The sequence below is a fragment of the Thermogemmatispora argillosa genome (assembly GCF_059696725.1).
The window spans coordinates 588,973-609,000 of sequence record NZ_AP019377.1; the positions used below are offsets into that span (position 1 = coordinate 588,973).

General features: G+C 59.2%; 16 protein-coding genes. 8 read left to right on the forward strand and 8 right to left on the reverse strand.

Going from position 1 to position 20,028, the window contains the following annotated elements; genetic code table 11:
- Nucleotides 1-40: 40 nt before the first annotated feature.
- On the reverse strand, nt 41-679 hold the full coding sequence (locus AC6H1L_RS02455) for a TetR/AcrR family transcriptional regulator (RefSeq protein ID WP_497599966.1): 639 nt from the start codon (nt 677-679) through the stop codon (nt 41-43).
- Nucleotides 680-1,359: 680 nt separating this feature from the next.
- Here AC6H1L_RS02455 and AC6H1L_RS02460 point away from each other — a divergent pair.
- The 5 genes from AC6H1L_RS02460 (at nt 1,360) to AC6H1L_RS02480 (ending at nt 7,043) form a co-directional block, all read left to right on the forward strand.
- Complete coding sequence (locus tag AC6H1L_RS02460) at nt 1,360-2,712, forward strand: ABC transporter substrate-binding protein (RefSeq protein WP_497599967.1); 1,353 nt, start codon at nt 1,360-1,362, stop codon at nt 2,710-2,712.
- Nucleotides 2,713-2,915: 203 nt separating this feature from the next.
- Complete coding sequence (locus tag AC6H1L_RS02465; protein WP_497599968.1) at nt 2,916-3,911, forward strand: alcohol dehydrogenase catalytic domain-containing protein; 996 nt, start codon at nt 2,916-2,918, stop codon at nt 3,909-3,911.
- Nucleotides 3,912-3,967: 56 nt separating this feature from the next.
- On the forward strand, nt 3,968-4,972 hold the full coding sequence (locus AC6H1L_RS02470; RefSeq protein ID WP_497599969.1) for a carbohydrate ABC transporter permease: 1,005 nt from the start codon (nt 3,968-3,970) through the stop codon (nt 4,970-4,972).
- Nucleotides 4,969-5,874 carry a carbohydrate ABC transporter permease gene (locus AC6H1L_RS02475; RefSeq protein ID WP_497599970.1) on the forward strand — a complete coding sequence of 302 codons (906 nt, stop codon included), beginning with the start codon at nt 4,969-4,971 and terminating at the stop codon, nt 5,872-5,874. The genes AC6H1L_RS02470 and AC6H1L_RS02475 overlap by 4 nt, the downstream gene beginning before the upstream one ends.
- Nucleotides 5,875-6,146: 272 nt before the next feature.
- A complete protein-coding gene (locus tag AC6H1L_RS02480; RefSeq protein ID WP_497599971.1) occupies nt 6,147-7,043 on the forward strand; it encodes a DeoR/GlpR family DNA-binding transcription regulator in 897 nt (298 codons plus the stop codon).
- 121 nt (nt 7,044-7,164) lie between these two features.
- Here AC6H1L_RS02480 and AC6H1L_RS02485 read toward each other — a convergent pair whose 3' ends face one another.
- From AC6H1L_RS02485 to AC6H1L_RS02495, 3 genes are all read right to left on the reverse strand, one after another.
- The gene (locus AC6H1L_RS02485) at nt 7,165-8,103 is read right to left on the reverse strand and encodes a HEAT repeat domain-containing protein (protein WP_497601493.1); all 939 of its coding nucleotides are present in this window, start codon (nt 8,101-8,103) and stop codon (nt 7,165-7,167) included.
- Nucleotides 8,104-9,233: 1,130 nt separating this feature from the next.
- The gene (locus tag AC6H1L_RS02490) at nt 9,234-9,602 is read right to left on the reverse strand and encodes a nitroreductase family deazaflavin-dependent oxidoreductase (protein ID WP_497599972.1); all 369 of its coding nucleotides are present in this window, start codon (nt 9,600-9,602) and stop codon (nt 9,234-9,236) included.
- 114 nt (nt 9,603-9,716) lie between these two features.
- The gene (locus tag AC6H1L_RS02495; RefSeq protein ID WP_497599973.1) at nt 9,717-10,118 is read right to left on the reverse strand and encodes a (R)-mandelonitrile lyase; all 402 of its coding nucleotides are present in this window, start codon (nt 10,116-10,118) and stop codon (nt 9,717-9,719) included.
- Nucleotides 10,119-10,469: 351 nt separating this feature from the next.
- On the opposite strand from AC6H1L_RS02495, the gene AC6H1L_RS02500 reads away from it, so the two are divergent.
- Complete coding sequence (locus AC6H1L_RS02500) at nt 10,470-11,432, forward strand: AraC family transcriptional regulator (protein ID WP_497599974.1); 963 nt, start codon at nt 10,470-10,472, stop codon at nt 11,430-11,432.
- 231 nt (nt 11,433-11,663) lie between these two features.
- Here AC6H1L_RS02500 and AC6H1L_RS02505 read toward each other — a convergent pair whose 3' ends face one another.
- On the reverse strand, nt 11,664-13,574 hold the full coding sequence (locus AC6H1L_RS02505; RefSeq protein ID WP_497599975.1) for an acetate--CoA ligase: 1,911 nt from the start codon (nt 13,572-13,574) through the stop codon (nt 11,664-11,666).
- 443 nt (nt 13,575-14,017) lie between these two features.
- Entirely contained in the window at nt 14,018-14,914 is an 897-nt protein-coding gene (locus AC6H1L_RS02510) for a class I SAM-dependent methyltransferase (protein WP_497599976.1), read from the reverse strand.
- Nucleotides 14,915-15,503: 589 nt separating this feature from the next.
- On the opposite strand from AC6H1L_RS02510, the gene AC6H1L_RS02515 reads away from it, so the two are divergent.
- On the forward strand, nt 15,504-16,874 hold the full coding sequence (locus AC6H1L_RS02515) for a phytoene desaturase family protein (protein WP_497599977.1): 1,371 nt from the start codon (nt 15,504-15,506) through the stop codon (nt 16,872-16,874).
- Between the two features lie 87 nt (nt 16,875-16,961).
- Nucleotides 16,962-17,879 (forward strand): RNA polymerase sigma-70 factor, encoded by a 918-nt coding sequence (locus AC6H1L_RS02520; protein ID WP_497599978.1) that lies wholly within the window; start codon nt 16,962-16,964, stop codon nt 17,877-17,879.
- Nucleotides 17,880-17,976: 97 nt separating this feature from the next.
- Here AC6H1L_RS02520 and AC6H1L_RS02525 read toward each other — a convergent pair whose 3' ends face one another.
- Entirely contained in the window at nt 17,977-18,795 is an 819-nt protein-coding gene (locus AC6H1L_RS02525; RefSeq protein WP_497599979.1) for a DUF6585 family protein, read from the reverse strand.
- A gap of 269 nt (nt 18,796-19,064) precedes the next feature.
- Entirely contained in the window at nt 19,065-19,898 is an 834-nt protein-coding gene (locus tag AC6H1L_RS02530) for a CPBP family glutamic-type intramembrane protease (RefSeq protein WP_497599980.1), read from the reverse strand.
- Nucleotides 19,899-20,028: the final 130 nt, after the last annotated feature.

The window sequence follows — 20,028 nt, forward strand, 5'->3', positions numbered from 1 at the left end:
AGACAACTCCTCTCCTCTCTCTCTTCCTCAATCGCCACGCTCAGCATTGCTTGTGCTCAGCAGCGATTCCTTTAAAGTAAATGCGAGCCAGATAGCGCGCCACCTCGGCGGGGGCCAGACCTTCCTGCACCACTAGCCGCTCATAGCCCCGCACGGACACCAGGTTGAGAAAGAGGCTGAGCATCACACTGGTCGGCAGCTCGGGATTAAAATCGCCGGCAGCCTGCCCCTCGGCCAGTAGCTGCTCGATGCGTCCCGTGAGCTGCTCCCAATGGGCATGCATTTGCTCTTTCTTGGCCAGCAGGGCGCGCATCTCAGGGCTGTTATACATGCTATAGAACAGGCGAGTGCGCTTTTTAAAGAGTTCGCCGTAGAGAAGGTGCAGGATCTCTTCGAGCTTCTCGCGCGCCGAGCGCCCCAGGGAGGAGGCGATGGTCTCCACCTCAGCAATCACCTGCTCGGTATCGCGGCGAAAGAGGGCCGCAAGCAGGTCCTCCTTACTGGGAAAGTGGAGATAGACGGTTCCCTTAGCAATCCCCACGCGCGCGGCGATCTCATCGATCGAGGCCTCGTGATAGCCTTTCTCGCAGAAGACCTCCTCGGCGGCTTGCAGGATGAGCGCCTCACGCTCCTGCCGCTGCTTCTCCTTCCATGAGCGCGGCGCGGTCGAAGGTGGCATCAGTGCACCTCCTCATTCATTGACCGGCTGTCTATAATCTGACCAGCTTTTTAGAAAATGACTACCAAGAAGAATTTTGACTGACCAGTCATGACTGGTCAGTCAAAATATTACCACCAGGTCAATGGATTGTCAAGGGGGGTGAGAGACAGGGAGGGAGGGAGGGAGAAGGATACGGCCGCTGCTGGCGAGTGTCCCCGCCTACGGGTGCGTGGTCCGTACTCAGCTCTAGCGAGGAGCGGGTCAGCTCCTGCTGCTTCTGCCTTCGGTGATTTTCGCGCTGCGCGCCACTATCGCATTGCGATGCTTCTGTGGCTGCTATGAGCAGGTCCGCGGACTCACCTCCATGCGGCCTAGGGAACGCCTGTCGCTAGAGGGGCTGGGCTGCGCGCGAGATGAAGGAGCGGTCCCCTCTGACATCGATCACCCGGCCCAGCCCGTCCCTAACAAATTCGAACACACTCATCGACCTTTTCTTCTCTGGAACTTCACCTGCTGAAGCCGCTATTTGTCCTTCTTTCAAGCTCTGTTCACCACAGGAGAGGCCACAAGGTCGATGGCTCTCTTGACAGAACACCTCCCCTTCAGGTACACTTTCCTCAGTGCGGTTGTGTTCTACTATGTTATTTTGTGTTCGAATTCAGTAGCACGCACGATGACAACCAACTCAGGGGGAAGTCATGACGCACACAGTGACTCGGCGTGGGCTTCTCAAGCGCCTTACGCAAGGAGGGTTAGCGCTCACCACTGCGCCCTTGTGGACAGGGATGATGCTTTCTGCCTGTGGCTCTACTTCTGGCGGGAGCAGTCAGATCACCGTTTTTGCTGATGCCAACCCGCAGGGAGAAGGGCTAGCGCCCCTGGTGCCGCTTTTTGAGAAGGAGACAGGCATCAAGGTCAACTATCAGGTTATTTCTGAAACCGAGATCACCAACAAAGCTTCCGTCGCTCTGGCTGCCGGCGACGGCTCCCTTGATGTCACCTGGGGCGGCGTGAGCCAGCTTCCGCGCTGGGAAACAGCGGGCTGGATTGAGCCGCTGGATAGCTATCTGGCCGATACCTCTCTCGTTGGGAAGCAATTCAATCCCTCTGATTTCATCCCTGCCTGCTGGCAGGCTACCCTCTGGCAGGGCAAGCGCTACGGCCTGCCAACTCTGCTTGATACTAACATCCTGATGTATCGTAAGGACATTCTTGCAGAGCATCAGGCCAGTGTCCCTGAGACCATTGATGAGCTTTTAGCAGTCTGTGCTCAGGTCAACAGTACGTCCATACCGGCGATTGTTCTGCGTGGCAAGCGCGGCGTCCATGCCAATATTTGGATCTTTAACATTTTCTTCTACGGGGAAGGCGGCCACTACTATCAGGGTCAGCAGCCGGGCGGCCCAGTGCCTGCAGGGAAGCTGGCGGCTGACCTGACAAGCCCGGCAGCGATCAAGGGCTTAGAGATCTACAGTGAGTTCTTTCTCAAGCACTATACGCCTGCAGGCTCGGCAGCCTTTGATTTTCCCGAAACTACAGCCACCTTTAAAGCAGGGCGAGCAGCTATGCTGGTTGATGACATTGCCTTTGGCCAGGAAATGGTGAGCGCCCTGGGGGACAAGGTTGGCTTTGCTCCGGCGCCGCGCGGGCCCGCCGGGCAATATCCTGGCTTCGACACCCAGATGTGGTTTCTCGCCAAAGGTTCGCGCAACAAAGAGGCTGCGATCAAATTCATGGTCTGGAGTACCTCCCCAGAGATCCAGCTTCAGGCCGCGAAGAACGGGCAGTATATCGGGGTGACACGCCAATCTACTTTTAACGATCCGAGGTTCAAGGAGTTCGTCAGGCCCGATCTGCTGGCGGCTTTCAAGGCGGATACCCCGCATCTTGATCTCAATCACTTCGTGATCACGCCTTCCTTTGATGTGATCGGCGACTATGTCTCCGTGGCAGTGACGCAAGCCATCACGGGCCAGCTCAGTCCCCAGGCCGCTCTGGCAGCAGCTCAACAGCAAGCAGCCTCTTACCTGGCCACTCATCCTAGTTCGTAGTCTCAGCAAGTGATCTCTAGCCAGCTCCCCGCTCTGGCCTTGAGGGTGGGACGTCCGACGGAGGTCGCTGCCTTGCTTAAGTAGCCCTATTGGCTGGCGGCCAGGGCCCTGGTCGGCCAGCCAGCCAGCGCGAGCAAGGGCGCATCGTGTCCAGGCAGGCCAGACAGCCTATCAGTTTCCACAGAGAGAGGAGGATGTATCGAATGTTAGCCGCTGTCCTCAAGGGTCGAGGTATCTTGGAAATCGAAGATCGCCCGGAGCCTCCTCCGCCACCTCCCGGTTACGTGCGCGTAGCGGTGCGCTCGGTTGGCATCTGTGGCTCAGATGTCCACTACTATCAGGAGGGAGCTATTGGCCATTTTGTGGTTCGAGCACCAATGGTGCTTGGTCATGAGGTTGCGGGCACAGTGGAGGCGGTTGGCCCCGGTGCGGATGGCTTCCCTCTCGGGGCCGTTGTGGCTTTAGAGCCGGGCATTCCCTGCGGCAAGTGTCACTATTGCCGTACCGGCGCCTATAATCTATGCCCCGAGGTGCGTTTCTTTGCCACCCCTCCCGTTGACGGCGCAATGCAGGAGTATGTGTTACATCCAGCCGAGTTTACCTATTTGGCGCCGGGCTTGACCACCGATGAAGCAGCGCTGGCAGAACCCCTGTCGGTAGGCGTCTACGCTGTGCGTGAGGCGCGCATTGGAATTGGTACCAGGGTGGGTATCGTCGGCGCTGGACCGGTAGGGATTCTGGCCGCGCTGGCCGCAGAAAGCGCGGGCGGACGGGTCGCCTTAGTGGATGTCCGCGAGGACCGCGTTGCTGCCGCGCGTCAGATTGGCCTGGAGGCTTATGTCCAAGTGCCTCCGGCGCTTGACGACTGCGAGGTGGTCTTGGAGTGCTCCGGCAGCTCCGGAGGACTACGCCTGGCTCAGCAGTGGGTCAAGCGTGGGGGAGTGTTAGCGCTGATCGGTCTGGGGGAAGCCTCTTCGATGATGCTTGACGGTCTGGATTTGAGCTTGCGTGGCCTTACGGTGCGCGGTATCTTCCGCTATGCCAATGTCATGCCCGCTGCTATCTCCATCCTGCAACGCCATCGTGAGCGACTGCATATCTTCTTGGGCACCACTATCGGACTGCGAAGTTTGCCGGCCTTTCTGGAACAAAAGGAGTATTTGAAGCCTTTGAAGACGATCGTACGCGTGCCTGAGTAGAGACAGGCATACCTTCATCGACCAAGCAAACAAGCATCAGGAAGGGAACAAGCGCTATGGCGGAATCGCTTAAGAGGCGTAGCCGGCTCCTCGTGGCTGGGGACCGGGAGTCTGGCCGTCCTTCGCCCGAGCCAGCCATTCAGCGGCAGCCGACCAGCTTCCAGCGGCTCAGCGGTTCGCGGCGGCGGCCACTCTCTGCGGAGAAGCTGCTGTATGGGGTCTTTCTGACCCCGTACAGCCTGGCTATGCTGGCTTTTACATTGCTGGCGCTGGGCTTTGGCGTTGTGATGAGTCTGCTTAATGTCGATCTGCTGGCCCCGGCGCCGCTCGCCTTCGCTGGCCTGAGTCAGTATCTGCAGGCCCTGAAGGACGCGACGTTCTGGTCAAGTCTGAAGCTGACGCTCTATTTCATCACGGTCCCTGTGCTTCTAGAGGTGACCTTGGGTCTGCTTCTGGCTCTTCTTTTCCAGCGGAGTCGCCTGCCGACTTTGTTGCAAGCGCTGCTGCTCGTGCCGATGTTCGCCTCGCCGATTGTGACCGGTTTCTTGTGGCTAATGTTTTTCACTCCCCATCTTGGCGGTATCGATGGCCTGCTGGCGGTTTTCCATCTGCCAGTGGTGGCCTGGCTGGACAACGGTCAGACGGCGCTCATTGCGGTCACGGTGGCCGATGTCTGGGAGTGGACGCCCTTCGCCTTTGTTTTCCTGCTGGCAGCGGTTCGCTCCTTGCCCGCTGAACCCTACGAGGCGGCCTTGATCGATGGCGCTAATCAGTGGCAGACGGTGCGTTATATCACCTTGCCCCTGCTGCGTACGCCTCTGCTGACGGTGACGCTCTTGGAAATTGTCAACTATCTGGCGCTGCTGCCGTTGATCTATTCTATGACCGGTGGTGGACCAGGTACGGCCACAGAGCCTTTGGATCTGTATGCGTTCGTGCAAGGCTTCGAGTACTTCAATTTGAGCTATGCAGCGGCGCTGCTCGTTATTCTGATGGGCGTGATGCTGATTCCTGCCCTGGCCTTGATTGCCGGGCTGCGTCGCGGGATGGTGAAGGTATGAGCTTCAGGCAAGTGATGCTCTCCGCGAGTTCACTGGGCGATGTTAGACGACAGCAGGCTCTGCGACAGCGGCGCCGTCAGCGCGTATGGCGTCAGGTGCTCATGAGGACGCTGCGCTTTCTGGTGACCGCGGCCCTTCTTCTCTTTATCGTAGGCCCCCTCATCTGGCTCCTGTTGCTCTCGCTGAAGCCGAGCGAGAGCATTTTCAGTGCTGGCCCTTTTAGCCCGACGTTGGCCAATTATGTGGCGGTGGTAGAGTCTTCTTTCTTTGAGAGCCTCTGGCACAGCGTGCTGATCGATGGCGGCGCGACGCTGCTGACAATGGTTGTGGCTCTCCCCGCTGCTTATGCGATTGTGCGGCAACTGCAGCATCCTTTTTTCCGCTTGATGCTGACTTACAATCTGGCGGTGCGCGTCTTGCCAGGGCTGATCCTGCTGGTGCCGCTCTTTGTGATTTTCCGCCGCCTGGAGCTGCTCAATACGTTTCCGGGGATGATGCTGGCCTACCAGGTTATTGGCTTGCCAATCGCGATGACGTCGCTCTTTGGCTTCTTCGCCGAGGTGCCAAGAGCGATCGAGGAGGCGGCGATTGTCGATGGAGCTAGCCGCTTGCAAGTTTTCTGGCATATCTCTTTGCCACTCGCTCGTCAGGGCATTGTGGCGACGACAATCCTGGTCTTTATGATGACCTGGACTGAGTTTCTCTTTGCTCTGGTGTTGACCGGCAATGAGACGGTTACGGCTCCTGTCGCCATCCTTGATTTTATCAAGTATGCGAATGTGGACTGGGGAAGTCTGGCCGCCGCTACGGTGGTCTTGCTGCTGCCAAGCATCGCCTTCGGTTTCGCTACCGGCAGGGCCTTTATCCGCGGCTTGACAGCGGGTGCTATCCAGGGCGAGTGAACAGAAGGGGTGCTTCAGTCTGGTCAGGGCAGAAGGAAAAGGAAAGGCTCGCTCCTCTGCGGCTGAGGTCTGCTTTGGGAAACAGAACGGTTGACAGCGAGGCGAGTTTCGACTATGCTCTCTAGCTAGCTGCTGAGGCCCTCGCGGCGGCGCAGCTCAGCGCGGCGCGGCCCGAGCCGAAATCGGCACTTGCGCAGGCGCGCTCTGCCGTCTGGGCCTGCCCTTTGGTCTGCCTGGTATCTCTGTTGGGACAGTTCTGGGAGAGAGTGATTATGATGAGCACGCCAGATGGAGAAGAGCCAGTATCTGATAGGAGTTGGGTTCTCTCCGAGGTACGGCGTAAGACAATCGCTGAGATTGTCTTGCAGGAGGGTACGGTCTCAACAGCCAACCTCAGCCGCCGGTTGCAGGTCTCGGAGATGACGATCCGCCGCGATCTGAAAAAGTTAGAGGAGCTGGGTATTCTGAAGCGAACCTTCGGCGGCGCGATTGCTACGGGACGTAGCGAGGATGTGGCCATTTCTCAGCGCGCCGTTCAGAATCGCGAGAAGAAGGAGGCTATCGCCCGGGCCTGCGCTGCCCTGGTGCAGCCTGGCGAGATTTTGCTGATGGACGCAGGGACAACTATGGCTGCCTGCGCCGCCGCTCTGCCCGAGGAAAGTGGTATCCTGGTGGTGACCAATGGGATCATGGTGGTCAATAGCTTGCTGAATAAGACGGGTATTCAGGTCTATGTGCTCGGGGGAACGCTGGAGCTGGCTCCTCAGCTGATCACTGGGATCTCTGTGATCGAGAAGTTGCGCTCATTACACGCAGATAAAGCTTTTATTACAAGTAGTGCAATGGGAGAGGATGGCTCGATCTCCGATGCGAATATTCATCAGTCGGAGATTAAGCGCTATATGATGCAGGCCGCTTCTCAGAAGATTCTGGCGATCGATAGCTCGAAGATCGGCCATCACTCGCTGAATCGTTTTGCGCACATCTCCGATTTCGATATACTGGTGGTTGACGACCAGATCACGCCAGAGCATCTGGCGCGGCTAGGCCGTGAGGCCAAACGGATCATCGTGGCCCCAGTATCTTCCGCCGCGCCGCCGACAAGCCTGGCGAAGCGCAGCCCCGAGGCCGCGGAGCCGGGTTCTGCGTCCAGGCGGATGCCTCTTTGACCCCTATGGGATTACCGCTTTTCCCCGCTGGGCCGGACCGGGTTGGCTGTGAAACGCCACCGGCGCCCGCAGCGCCGAGGCTGGCGGCTCCCCCCTCACGCCGTGGTCAGCTTACCCCGGTTCAGAGGAGCACGCCCAGGCCGTCGATTCGCTCGATCTGCCAGGACATGAGTACTGACTGCGCTTGTTGTTCTGGGAGGGCAAAAGCTTCGGTCAAGAGGGCCAGGACCTCCTTGCTCAGGGGAGTATCTCCTTGCAGTTGCTCATAGAGCGCTTCTCGCGAGAAGCGCTCGGCTGCCTTGAGGTAGCCCAGGGCCATGTAGAGCACGCTGAGCCACCGCCGGAGGACAGGGAGTTTGACACCATGGAGCGCGCCCAATGCTCCCCGCCGACCCAGGGCATAGGCGGAGGCCTTCAGGGAGCCTGCAGCTGCCGGCGAGAGGCGCTTGTCGTTTCCTTCCCGGCAGCTTTCAAGGAGGGCATCGCGTAAGGCTGGCAGCAGGGAAGACGGTCCCCACTCTGCCAGCATCCACGGGACCAGTTGCTTGTAGAGGTTGTACCAGCCGCTGGCCTGGGGCGCGGTGCTGACCCGGCCTCCTCCGTCCACTCCGATGGGCGTTGGGAGGGCCAGATAGCGTTCAATGAGTGGGGTAGCCCGCTCGTCTCGACGCAGCACCAGGCAGCAGGCCGCTGCACACCTCAGCAGCCAGTCCGGCTCTTCCAGCAACGCCGCCAGCTCCTCATTGACCCCCTCAAAGGGACTGTGCCCCAGCGCAAACACCGCCGCCAGCCGGTCCCTCCCCTCTCCCTCTCTCAGCACCCGCCTCAGCGTCTCCTCATCTACTCCCCCCCAGCGCTCCACAAACGCCTCCGTCGCCTCCCACGCCACCCGATACCAGTAATAGACCTCCTCATCCTCCCTCGGCTCGTCATCGTACTGCACCGACAGAAAGGCCCGCGCGACATAGTAGGGATACTGCCGCGGCAAATAGCGCGGCTCCGTAAAAAAGCCCTCCTCCCCAAAGATGAGTCTCTGGGGAAATTCTTTCCCCCAAAGCATCGCTCTCACCTTGCTTCTTCTGAAGCCAATTCCACACTTCCTGGCAGGAAGCCTTTTCCCAACCTGGGCCTCACTCATTGGCCCCGGGAAGCTGAGACAGCCCTCACCCCTCTCCCACCAGCATGCCCCGCCCCGGGCCACAGCTGCCAGCTACTCAATCATCGAGAGCAGGATCTCAACGATGCTCTCGGCTGAAGGGGGCCCAATGACGCCAATTGCAGCCAGGCTCTTGATAGCCGCTTCGACAAGTGGGTTACTCACAGGACAGAACACCCTCTCTTTGTTCACAAGCTCATGTCTGTCGGCTGGTAGATCAGCATCAGGAGGCAGCCAGCGTTCTCCATCACTCGCCGTCAGAAGCCTCAAAAAGCCTGGCTGCATGTTCTATCGAAGGCTGGCAAGTTGACGCTACTCATGAGTAGGAGATCAGCAAAGGCAGAAAAGAGTAGCATAATCCTTTTAGTCGGGTCTATGGCAGACAGGCAGTCATATGCTGACGAAATGGCCTGCCAATCTGATCGCCAGGCTGAGAAGCGGGATGAAGAAGCTGTTGCTGGAGTTGATCAAGGTGAGTCTGTAGTAAGGTTACATGCAGATACTTCTGCTGCGTCTCGGTGGGAGTTGCTAGTCTCGGAGAGGTAGAGGATAGCTTCGACCATCTGTTACCTTCTTTAATTATTTGCCCCAAACAGGCACTTTCACTACTCAGGTGATAGCATATAGAGATTTCAATGTCAATAGTCTCGTCGCTCTGCCAGGACTAGCTGATCAAACAACAAACACTTTCAGCGAGACTTAGTAAGAATTCAACGCTCATACGCCGATTCAATAGTCTTAGCCACAACGGAGAAACTACTTATTCCAGCCACCAAGCAAGGAAACGAAGTCCTGACAAAGCTGACCACACATCTGCCGGCGAGGCCTATGACCGGCTATGGTCCCCAGCCAGGCAGCGCGGAACATCTACTTGCTTGCCTTTCAGGGAGACGCGCAGAAGGCCAGCCAGTCATGAATGGGGTCAGCGACATCACGCTGCACAGCGGCTGCTCAGCCTCCGACTTTGCCTGGACTGGCCGGCCCTGGATAACGAGGCGAAGATCAAAGCCAGGTAGCCAGCAGAGTCGCTATCGTTAGCCGGGCTGCCCACTCAGAGGGACCTCTACGGCCACGTTGATGAGAGGATAATAGGCCTGGATCTGCCTGGCCCCATATTTCTCTCGGAAGCGCTCGGTAATGGCGGCGACCCGGTCTTGATCTTCAATGAGTCGCACGTCGGTAGCAAAAGTCTGCTGACCGGCACGCACCTGCAAAGTGGGAGCCTGGCGCAGATTCTTGTACCAGCCGGTCTCGGTCCCACGCACAGGTAGCAGATAGAGGGCCTCGCCCTCCAGAATAAACCATACCGGATAAGTGTACGCACGCCCACTGCTGCGCCCTTTGACTGTAATCTCAATTTCACTACGCCGCTGCAGAGCAGCGCGCATATCCCTCTGACTCATAGGTGAATTCCCTCCTCTGACGCTGTGCTGTGCCGAGCTGCGCCGGTCGCGCAGCCTGATCACAGCTACTCTCTCGCTCATAGCCCTGGCCGTGCCTGTCCAGAGCTACTCTAGCTAGGCCTGCTGCCCATACTGCTCATCACTGACATGCTCCATCCAGTCAGCTACTTTACCGTCAAGCTCTTCCTGAATGGCAATGTGGGTCATGGCAGTCGTTGGCGCGGCCCCGTGCCAGTGCTTCTCACCAGGAGCGAACCAGACGACGTCACCAGGGCGAATCTCCTCAACGGGGCCCCCCCAGCGCTGGGCACGCCCACAGCCGGCGGTGACGATCAGGATCTGCCCCAACGGATGACTGTGCCAGGCGGTGCGCGCCCCAGGCTCAAAGGTGACGCTGGCTGCGCGCACACGCGCCGGACTGGGAGCCTCAAACAGGGGATCAATCCGCACCCTGCCAGTGAAGGTGGCTGCCGGCCCCTGCTGCGAGGGCTGCGAGCCACCGCGTCTGATTTCCATCGCGCTTCTTCTCCTCCTTTGGTTATGGATGTGACTATGTCCACACTTGAATACTCTCGCCCCTCGCTGGAGGGATCAGCGACGCGGCGAGAGCCAGCCCCTCGCAGATCGCGCCCGCTTTCAATTCACCAATGATCCTACCCCCACACCCTCCTACCTTTATCTTACTCCTCCTCACTCGCTCACGCGGGCCTCCTCGACCAGGACCAGAATCGGAGAGCGAAGGATGCACTTTCCAGGAAGCATTATAGAGATCCCCCAGGCAAAGGTGATAGAATAATCCTCGTCAGGAATTGGCTGATTCTGCAGATGCCGCGAGGCAACGCTTTTGTGGAGGAGGTTTCTACCCAGATGACAATCACTGCTATTGCAGAGCGTGAGCGACAGCAAGATGAGCGCACATTACGGCAGCTCCAGGCTCAGCGTGAGGAGCTGGCCGAGCGCATCGCCCGGGCCGTTCCCAGAGACGGAGCTGTCGAGCTGCTAGAAGGCCTGACTCTGGCGCGCCTCTCCTCGCCATCCACTCCCTTACCCAGCGTTGCCGAGCCGTCCTTATGCGTGATTGCTCAGGGACGCAAGGAGGTCCTGGTCGAACGCAACCGCTATGAATATGATCCGTTTCACTATTTGCTGGCGACCGTCGAGCTGCCACGTTTCAGCCGCGTCATCGAAGCCAGCCCCGAGCGCCCCTATCTGAGCCTGACCCTGCGCCTGACCCCTTCCCAGGTGACAGAGGTTCTGCTCTCCGCCGGCTATGTGCCTAAACGCAGCTCGGCGCACGCTGTCAATGTCAGCCCGCTTGACGAGCGGCTACTTGACGCCGTGGTACGTCTGGTCAGGCTACTCGACACGCCAGAAGAGGCGCCGGTCCTGATGCCGCTGGTCACACGAGAAATCATCTATCGGCTGCTCATCGGTGAGCAGGGGAGACGCCTGTGTCACCTGGTACTTCAAGGCGGCCTGCCCTCCGAAATCGCTAGCGCCATCGCCTACTTGCGACGGCATTTCTCCGAGCCACTGCGCATCGAGCACCTGGCCCGCGAGCTGGGCATGAGCGTCTCCAGCCTGCATCATCACTTTAAGGCCGTGACCGGCCTCAGCCCGCTGCGCTATGTAAAGCAGCTCCGCCTGCAAGAGGCCCGCCGCCTGCTGCTGAATGAAGGGTTGGACGCCACCAGCGTCGCTTTCCGCGTCGGCTATCAGGATGTCTCCCATTTTAATCGCGACTACCGCGCCCTCTTCGGCTTACCGCCTGTCCGCGATGTTCAGCGGCTGCGGCAAGAACTGGCGAGACTGGGGACGGGCAGCGATTAAGCCCACCTCTCAAGCCAGGCCGCAGGGAAGGATCGTGGTCAGCCACCCGCCTGCACAAGGAGAGCAGAGCAAGGCGACGGGCGACTGACCACCCAGAGGTGAGGAACTCATTGCGCTCGCTTGCTCGACAGCGGCAGCCGGTTCCACAGCTACGCACTCTCTTTCTACTTATTACTCACACCTCCACTCTCCCATCTATCTATATATATACTCCCACGCTCCTCAGAGGCCTTAGTGGGAGGAGATGTCAGCTTGCAACCGCTGCCAGGCCTGGCGCGCTTCAGAGACCGACGCTTCGTCTTCGATGGTGGAGACGTCGCCAGGATCACGCCCCAAAGTGACGGCCCGCAAGACACGGCGCATGATCTTGCCGCTGCGCGTCTTGGGCAGCATGTTCACGAAATTCAGCTCACTGATGACGGCAACTGGACCAAGCTCTGTGCGCACGGTCTTGAGCAGTTCTTGCTTCAAGGCCTCGGACGGCTCATAGCCATCTTTGAGAACGATGAAGGCGACGATCACTTCGCCCCGCAGCTCATCAGGGCGCCCAGTAACGCCAGCCTCGGCGACCGCTGGATGCTTGAGAAAGGCTGTCTCGACCTCAATAGTGCCAATGCGATGGCCAGAGATCTTGATGATCTCATCGGCCCGCCCGGCGAACCAGACATAGCCATCTTCGTCGACATGAGCGGAATCGCCGGTGTAGTAGACACCGGGCAGGACGCCCCAGTAATCGCGCGCGTAGCGTTCGGGATCACCCCAGAGCGTTGGGATCAGGCCCGGGAAGGGGCGCGTAATGACCATCACGCCCTTTTCGCCGGGACCAAGCGGCGCGCCGTCGAGCGGTGAGACAACGCGGGCTTCGATGCCAGGCAGAGCGATGGTAGCAGAGCCGGGCTTGATGGGGAGCATGCCCAGACCATAAGGATTGCCAAAGATTGGCCCGCCGGTCTCCGTCTGCCACATGTGATCGATCACCGGCACACGATTGCGCAGAACGGTCTCCTGCAGCCAGGCCCAGGCCGGAGCATTGAGCACCTCACCAGCACAGAAGACACGTTCTAGCGAGGAGAGATTGTAGCGGCGCGGCGGCTCGTCGCCATACTTCATGAGCAGACGCACGGCAGTTGGCGATGTGAAGATGCCACTGATGGCAAACTCCTCAACAGTCTGCCAGAGGACATCAGGCGTGGGGTAGTCCAGCGCTCCTTCAAAAGCCAGGGTGGTGGCGCCGGCGATCAGCGGGGCATAGACGATATAGCTGTGGCCAACAACCCAGCCAATGTCTGAGGTTGACCACCAGACATCGTTCGGCTTGAGACCAAAGACCCATTGCCCCATGCTGTGAATGTGCACCTGGTAGCCACCATGTACGTGCACGGCCAGCTTGGGCTTGGCCGTAGTGCCGGAGGTGGCCAGAATGTAGGCCGGCTCGTTGGCCTCCAGAGGGAGATAGCTGCCGCTCTGACCACTGGCATGGGCCAGAAACTCTTGCCAGGTGAGATCACGCCCCGCCTGCATGGCAACAGGCCGACCGCCACGCTGGAGCACAACGACGCGCTCGACGCTGCCGCCACCGGAGGCAAGGGCAGCGTCCACGATTTCCTTGAGGTTCGTCTCTTTGCCTTTGCGATAGGTGATATCGGTAGTGAAGACGAGGCGCGAGCCGCTGGCCTCGATGCGATCGCGCAGGGCCTGAGCGCCAAAGCCGGCGAAAACCACGAGGTGAATGGCCCCGATACGCACGGCTGCAAGCATGAGCATGATGGCTTCGGGGAAGGTCGGCATGTAGATCGTGATACGGTCCCCGCGCTGGATGCCCAGGCCTCGCAGGGCAGCCGCCAGGCGCTCGACCTCGTGCAGGAGCTGGGCATAGGTGTAGAGACGCCGCTCACCACGCTCGTTCAAATAGATGAGGGCTGTGTGGCCCCCCCAGCCACGCTTGACGTGGTGATCAAGGGCACTGTAGCAGAGGTTGGTTTCCCCACCGATAAACCAGCGGAAGGTTGGCGGGGTCCATTCGAAGGTACGATCCCAGCGCCGGAGCCAGGGCAGTTGCTCCGCGGCCTTGCTCCAGAAGGCTTCTGGATTCTCACGCGCTTCTTCTAGCCAGCGCTCGACAACAGGGGTGATGAGCTTCATAGACTGGCCGCCTTTCTCTTCTTCGAGGAAGGAAGGAAAAACATCTGTGGCAGACGTAGCCCGAGAGCTTCGCCTTGCTCGCTTGCATTGTAGCTCATGAGCATGGATCTGAAAAGAGATGATGAAGCCCGCGGATGAGAGGAGACAAGCAGAGCCAGACAAGGGCAGAAAAGGCGGCATGGCACCGGTTCCGGTGGCCCTCTTGCTAGAGCAGGTCAGGAGGACCGCTGGCAGCGTGCCTGCCCGTGGTCCCAGGGAAGAAGCTGGATCAAGGCCAGCCTGAAAGCAAAGAGAGAGCGGAGGACAGTTTATCAGGTTAAGTAAGGCAGAGCAAGCAAAGCTGCCTGTCAGAGTCCATCGGCGTCTCTCCGCCCTCCCTCTCCCTGGCCCGCCAGGATCACCACCAGCCAGACACGCTTGAGATGCGGGGAGTGGTCCGCTGGCTAGCTGTCTGAGCTGGTTGTCTCTTCGGCTGTCGGCGCTTCCAAATCAGCAGGCTTACGCCCCCAGACTGTCAGCAGGTTCCAGAGTCCACAAAAGTCCTCTTGTTGCATCTCAGCCGTCGCGAGCTGATATAAGCGCTCCAGCTCCTCCTTTGTCGCTATCCCCATTTTTATCAGGAATGGCTGCAGCAGCTCCAGACCGATCAGGCTATCCTTCAAAACGGCGTAATGCGCTTCCGTGCCCATCGACCACTCAATGACGCTGGGTCGTAGTTGCACCGAGGCAAAGCCAGCCTCTCTCACCAGGCGCGGCAAGACGGGCGTGATACCAAACTGGCGTCCATCTGGTGAGAAGCTTTGGCCCGCCCGCTTGAGGGCCTCGGACATATAGGCCATCCATGTCTGATAAGCTCGGCTTGTCGTCAGCATCGGTTCCATCTCGGTCAGACGTACGATACCACCCGGCTTCAACAGCCGGTAGCACTCGGCCAGCAGCTTCGGCCAGGCCTCCGGCAACATGAAGGCAAAAAGCAGCCGTCCATTGATGAGGTCAAAAGAGCGATCGGGGAAAGCCAGCGGCTCCATCACATTCATGACATGAAAGTGGACGTTCTCCAGCCCTCGCGATCTTGCTTGCATGCGTGCATAGTCAATCACCTGTCGGCTGATGTCCACGCCGATCACTTCCAGCCTGGGATGCTCAAAGGCCAGCTCCAAGGCCCAGCCACCTGGCCCGCAGGCCAAATCCAGCACGCTGCCCTGCTCGGGTAGTGTAATGCCCGGCTCCGGCAGGAGGCCCCCCATGCCTTCCGTTAACAGCCGATCCTGCTGCATCAAGCGCGCTAATTCGCCAGCATTTTCAGGGTCAATCACATAGGTGTTTTCCGGCTCTGCCATGTCCTGCGCTTACTCCTTCCTTTCGTCTGGGTGCGATCAGCCCTCAGCTTGCGGCTGGGACCAGCGAGAGGCAGACAAGATGACTGGTGTTTGCATAACTGCGAGGCGTCTGGCCACGCTCCGGATGGAGTAGACACAGTCGTTAGCCTCCATCAGCTTGCGCCCAAACGGTGACCAACGGCCAGAGCATCACAAGTATACAAACAAATCCTTTCGACAGACTTTTATCAGGGCCTCAAGGATGATCCAGGCTGCCATCAATCAGGCTCGTCGCCCATTCTCATTTCCTCCTGATGTTCAGGGCTGCACTCTCAAGATCACGTCTGACGCTTCTTCTTCAAGTGTACCAGGAGCCACCCATGCAGTGGAAGGGACCCAGTAACAATGCTGCCGACGCGGGCCGGATCGGCAGGGCAGGCTGAGCTAACCTATGAGCGATCTGCAGCTTGATAGATCAGTCAGGAGAGCAGGCCTGGCGCTGCAGACTGTGAGCGATGAGGCCGTCGGCTCTGTCACAGAATGGGAAGCTGCTCCGTCTGCTTTCTGCCATGACAAAAATCACTTCTTCCAGACGGAGGAGAGATCAGCTATGCCTCAGAAGGATGTCGTCATTGTTGGAGGTGGCCTGACGGGCCTGACTGCCGCTACCTACCTGGCGCGGGCCGGTCTCCAGGTGGCCGTGTTTGAAAGGGCAGCCCACCTGGGCGGGCGGGCCGCTACCCGGCAGCAGCAAGGCTACGCCCTGAACCGCGGAGGCCACGCCCTCTACGCAGGCGGTGCCGCGACGCGGGTTTTGCATGAGCTGGCCATCAGTGTGCCTGCCGGCTCGCCGCGCAACGTTCAGGCTCTGCTCCAGGGCCAGTTCTTCGCCTATCCGGGCGAGCCTGCCACCTTGCTGAGCACGGCCCTGCTTACAGGAGCCGAAAAAAGGGAGCTGCTGACGCTCCTGGCCAGGCTGGTGCTGCTCAGACCAGGCGCGCTGGCCTCTGTCAGTGTACAGACCTGGGTTGACCAGCATGCTAGATCCGAACGAGTCCATCGACTGCTGCTGGCCAGCGCCCGCACCCTGACCTATAGCGCCAATCTGGAGCTGATCAGCATGGAGCCATTCCTTACGCAGTTGCGGCTTTCGCTACGACGGCCAGTGCTCTATATCGATGGCGGCTGGCAAACATTGGTAGCCGGGCTACAGCGCGCGGCTGAGCGGGCAGGGGCCCACCTCAGCAGCGGAGTACCCGTAACCGCTGTGCTGCAGGATGCTGGCCAGGTTCGGGGCGTTGAGCTGGGCGACGGGCGCCTCTATGAGGCACGAGCCGTAGTGCTGGCCACTGAGCCAGCAGATGTCACACGGCTGGTAGCCGATCATCGGCTGAGTCAGCGTCTCGCCGCCCTCCGACCACTGTCAGTAGCCTGCCTTGACGTTGCGCTGCAACGTCTGCCACGTCCCGACCGTCCTGTGGCGCTTGACCTGGATCAGCCGCGCTTCTACTCAGCTCAATCGCTCTTTGCCCGCGTTGCGCCCGCTGGGGGAGCAGTGCTCCATGCCCTCCGCTACCTTGACCCGCTGGCCCTCGGCGACGCACAGCAGCACGAACGCGAGCTGGAGGAGTTGCTCGATGTGGCGCAACCGGGCTGGCGCGCTTTGGTGGTCAAGCGCTTCTTCCTGCCGCATCTGCAGGTGATGGGAGCTGTACCGACCGCTAACGGCAAGGGTCTGGCAGGGCGCCCAGAGCCACGAGTGGCCGAGATTGACGGCCTCTACCTGGCGGGCGATTGGGTCGGTCGGGAGGGCTACTTGGCCGACGCCTGCTTTGCCAGCGCGCGCCAGGCGGCTCAGTTGCTGCTCTCTGATCTGGCTAGATCAGGGAGCAGCAGCCGTTGGCTGGTCGGTCAAGGCCAGAGCTGGCGGCCCAGGCATAGTATGGGGTATCATGCCCCTGATGTCCTGTCCGCCTCCTGAACGCTCAGAGGCCTGGGAGACGGATGCCCTCCGTCCAGATGGCCTGCGCCGATACGCTATCTCTCAGATTAAGACGGCAGCGATGCGATGACAAAGACAAGCGAGGAGACCGCGCGCATTTTTGAAGCGTACCGGGTGTTGCTCTTTTCGATCGCCTACCGCATGCTCGGGGAGGCAAGCGCCGCCGAGGATATGGTACAGGAGGCCTTCGTCCGCTGGCTGCAAGCTGATGAGCGAGCTGTGCAGTCGCCCCGCGCCTACCTGACTACTGTGGTGGTGCGGCTCTGCCTCGACCAGCTTCGCTCTGCCCGCAGGCAGCGCGAAATCTACGTCGGTCCCTGGCTGCCAGAGCCACTGGCAACCGCTCAGGCCCCCGAGTTGGTAGCGACTGCAGAGCTGGCGGAATCGCTCTCCTTTGCCTTCCTGCTGATGCTGGAGAAGCTCAGTCCCCGCGAACGGGCGGTCCTGCTGTTGCGCGAGGTCTTTGATTGCGACTATGCCGAGATTGCAGCGGCCCTCGGCACCAGTCCAGCAAGCTGCCGGCAGTTGTTACATCGCGCCCATCAACGCCTGGAACAGGACGAGCGACGCTTTCAGGTTTCGCGCGCTCAGCAGGAAGCGCTTACGGCCCAGTTCCTGCGCGCGACCGCCGAAGGAGATGTTGAGGGCCTGCTTGGTCTGCTGGCCGATGAGGCTGTCTTTATCGCTGACGGCGGAGGCAAGGTCAGGGCGGCCTTGAAGCCGATTCAGGGAGCGAAGCGCGTCGCACGCGGTATGCTTGGCGCGCTGCGCAAATGGTTCCCGCCGGATCTGCAGCCGCAGCTCTCCGAGGTCAACGGTCAGCCGGCAATTATTGGCCTGGCGCAGGGGAAGGCGGTAGGTGTGGTTCTCTTGGAACTGCAAGGGGAGCGCATCAGGCGTATCTACGGCGTGGTTAATCCCGAGAAACTGCACTGGCTGACGGAAAGACAGATTCGCTCTCTATCCATCAGTAACGAGCGCTGAGCCTTGACCTGCCGCCAGGCCAGTGCGCGGCAGCTTTCTCCTTTCCCGGAGCAGAGAGCTGAAGGCCAGGTCGGTCGGAAAGGTCGCCTCTCGCCGATCAGCTCCCTGGCTCCGTGATGCCCAGATAGCGCTGGAATATATGGTCCTTCAGGCTCCGGAACAGGCTGATATTGGGCATCGGGGAGAGATCCCAGTAGGCCTTCTTCTTGTCTGTCTTTTCGATGATCAGAGTGGTATCTGTGAGGGTCATGGCACGAATCTCGACCCATAAGATCGTCTTGTCTTTCCAGCTCACCCCTTCCCGGTTGAGCCGCAAAGCACCAAAGGTCACTGTCTCGCCGGCCTCAAAGGCGGCAATAACTTGGGGCAGGAGACGGTTTTTGATCCGCTCGTCCAGAAAATCTATCAGCTCCTGCATTTTTGCTAACTTAATATCAAATATAAAATTTTTACTATCTTTTATCTGAAGTATATAGAATCGATTGGTCTTAGAATATTCGATTAATGAATCACCTGCAGATATCATTCTTGTCTCTTTACTCACTTCTTGCCATACAGCCATGATCTGATCCCAGAGCCAGGCCTTCACACGCCGGCCTCTTTTATAGATGAATCCCCTCTCATATACATAGACCCCCCATGAGCCCCGAAACAAATACAGGAACAAGGCCAGCAAGAAGAACGGGAAGCCTAGTATAAGCAGAAATCCTGCCATAAGCAGCAATATAATAAAGTACTCATAAAGTAATTCAAGTATATTATTATGACGTAAAATGATGGCAACGATCAGATAGCCCAAAGATAAATAGAGCGCAATTTCTGGCATAATCAGGAAATCTTCGAGTCCTACGAGAATCGAGGGCCGGTAGTGCTTTTGGGGCAGGCCTAAATCGGCGCTTCGGGCCGCCTGCTCCACATCGGGAGGTACCGGAAGGGGTTGCCGCGTCTGCTCCTGGGGAGACGCCAACATCGGGGATCACCTGACCTTCTCTCTCCTGAAGGCAACTGGTTTGCTGCTGGACTGCTACACACTACTCTGGCGAGCACTCCGGGGAATGCCTTTCTATTAAGGAAAACGCATGATCGACAGATTTTTCGGCCCTCTCCATGCTGGAGAACTAACTTGCTTACAGCCGGGCACAGACTGCATTATTAAAGAGCAGACGCAGACTGGGACAACAATGGTCAGGAGCGCTCGCCGGTTGTCTTGACAGCCTTTGCAGCGCGCTGCGCTTGCGCAATGGAATCCCCAAGGACATGGAAGACGAGATCGGCACTAAAGTGGCCCAGCATGGCCGCCTCAAGCCCATAGCGCCAGAAGAGATAGCCGAAGGCCAGGCCGGCAAGGCCGTTCAGCAGCAAAGCTCGCCCAACCAGAAGGGGGGTTAGCCTGGTCAGCGTCGCCGTGGCAGGCAGATGGCTCAGGCCAAAGAGGAGAGCCGCCACGGCGGCGGCCAGCCAGAACGCCCCGGGCGCCGGCTCACCTCCCGGCAGGTGCCAGATGAAACCCAGCAGCCAGGCGCACAACGAGAGCAGGAACAGACGACATAGTAGCTCTTCGGCGATGCCGCCGTAAAAGCAGGCCAGCAAACGTTTCCAGAGCGCCGGGATCGGCATAGCCGTCCTTATGGACTCCGGCAGACGCGGCCAGAAAACCAGGATTTCCAGGGCGAGCAGCAGCGCGGCAGGCCCCAGGCCCAGCCATAGCGCTGGTCCGACGAGCGTCTGAGCCTGGGCCGTCACCGATCGCCCCTCTAGTAGGCCCTCCAGTAAGGGGGCCCCCAGGCCAATCCGATGAGCAATGGGCAGGCCCAGCCCGATCGCCATCACCAGCAGCGCCGCGCTTTGCCCCCCCTGCAGCAATAGCAGCACCCATAATGGATGTCGCAGCCGCTGCTGCGCCCGTTTGAAAGTTTCGCCGTTCAGTGCGAGCAGATAGGGAGTAGCACAGGCCAGACTGCCAAGCGCCGCGCAGCTCAGGAGGAGGAACTCAAGCCAGGGAAAAGTGAAGTGCCACATGAGATCAGTTCACCTATTGCGTTTCATAGCAGGTATATAGATTATAGCATATTGCAATATAAAAAGCCAGTGGCCTCAGCTCAGTTCTTTGCTCATCATGCTCGTGCGGTCCAGTCTTCCCGCCTTCAAA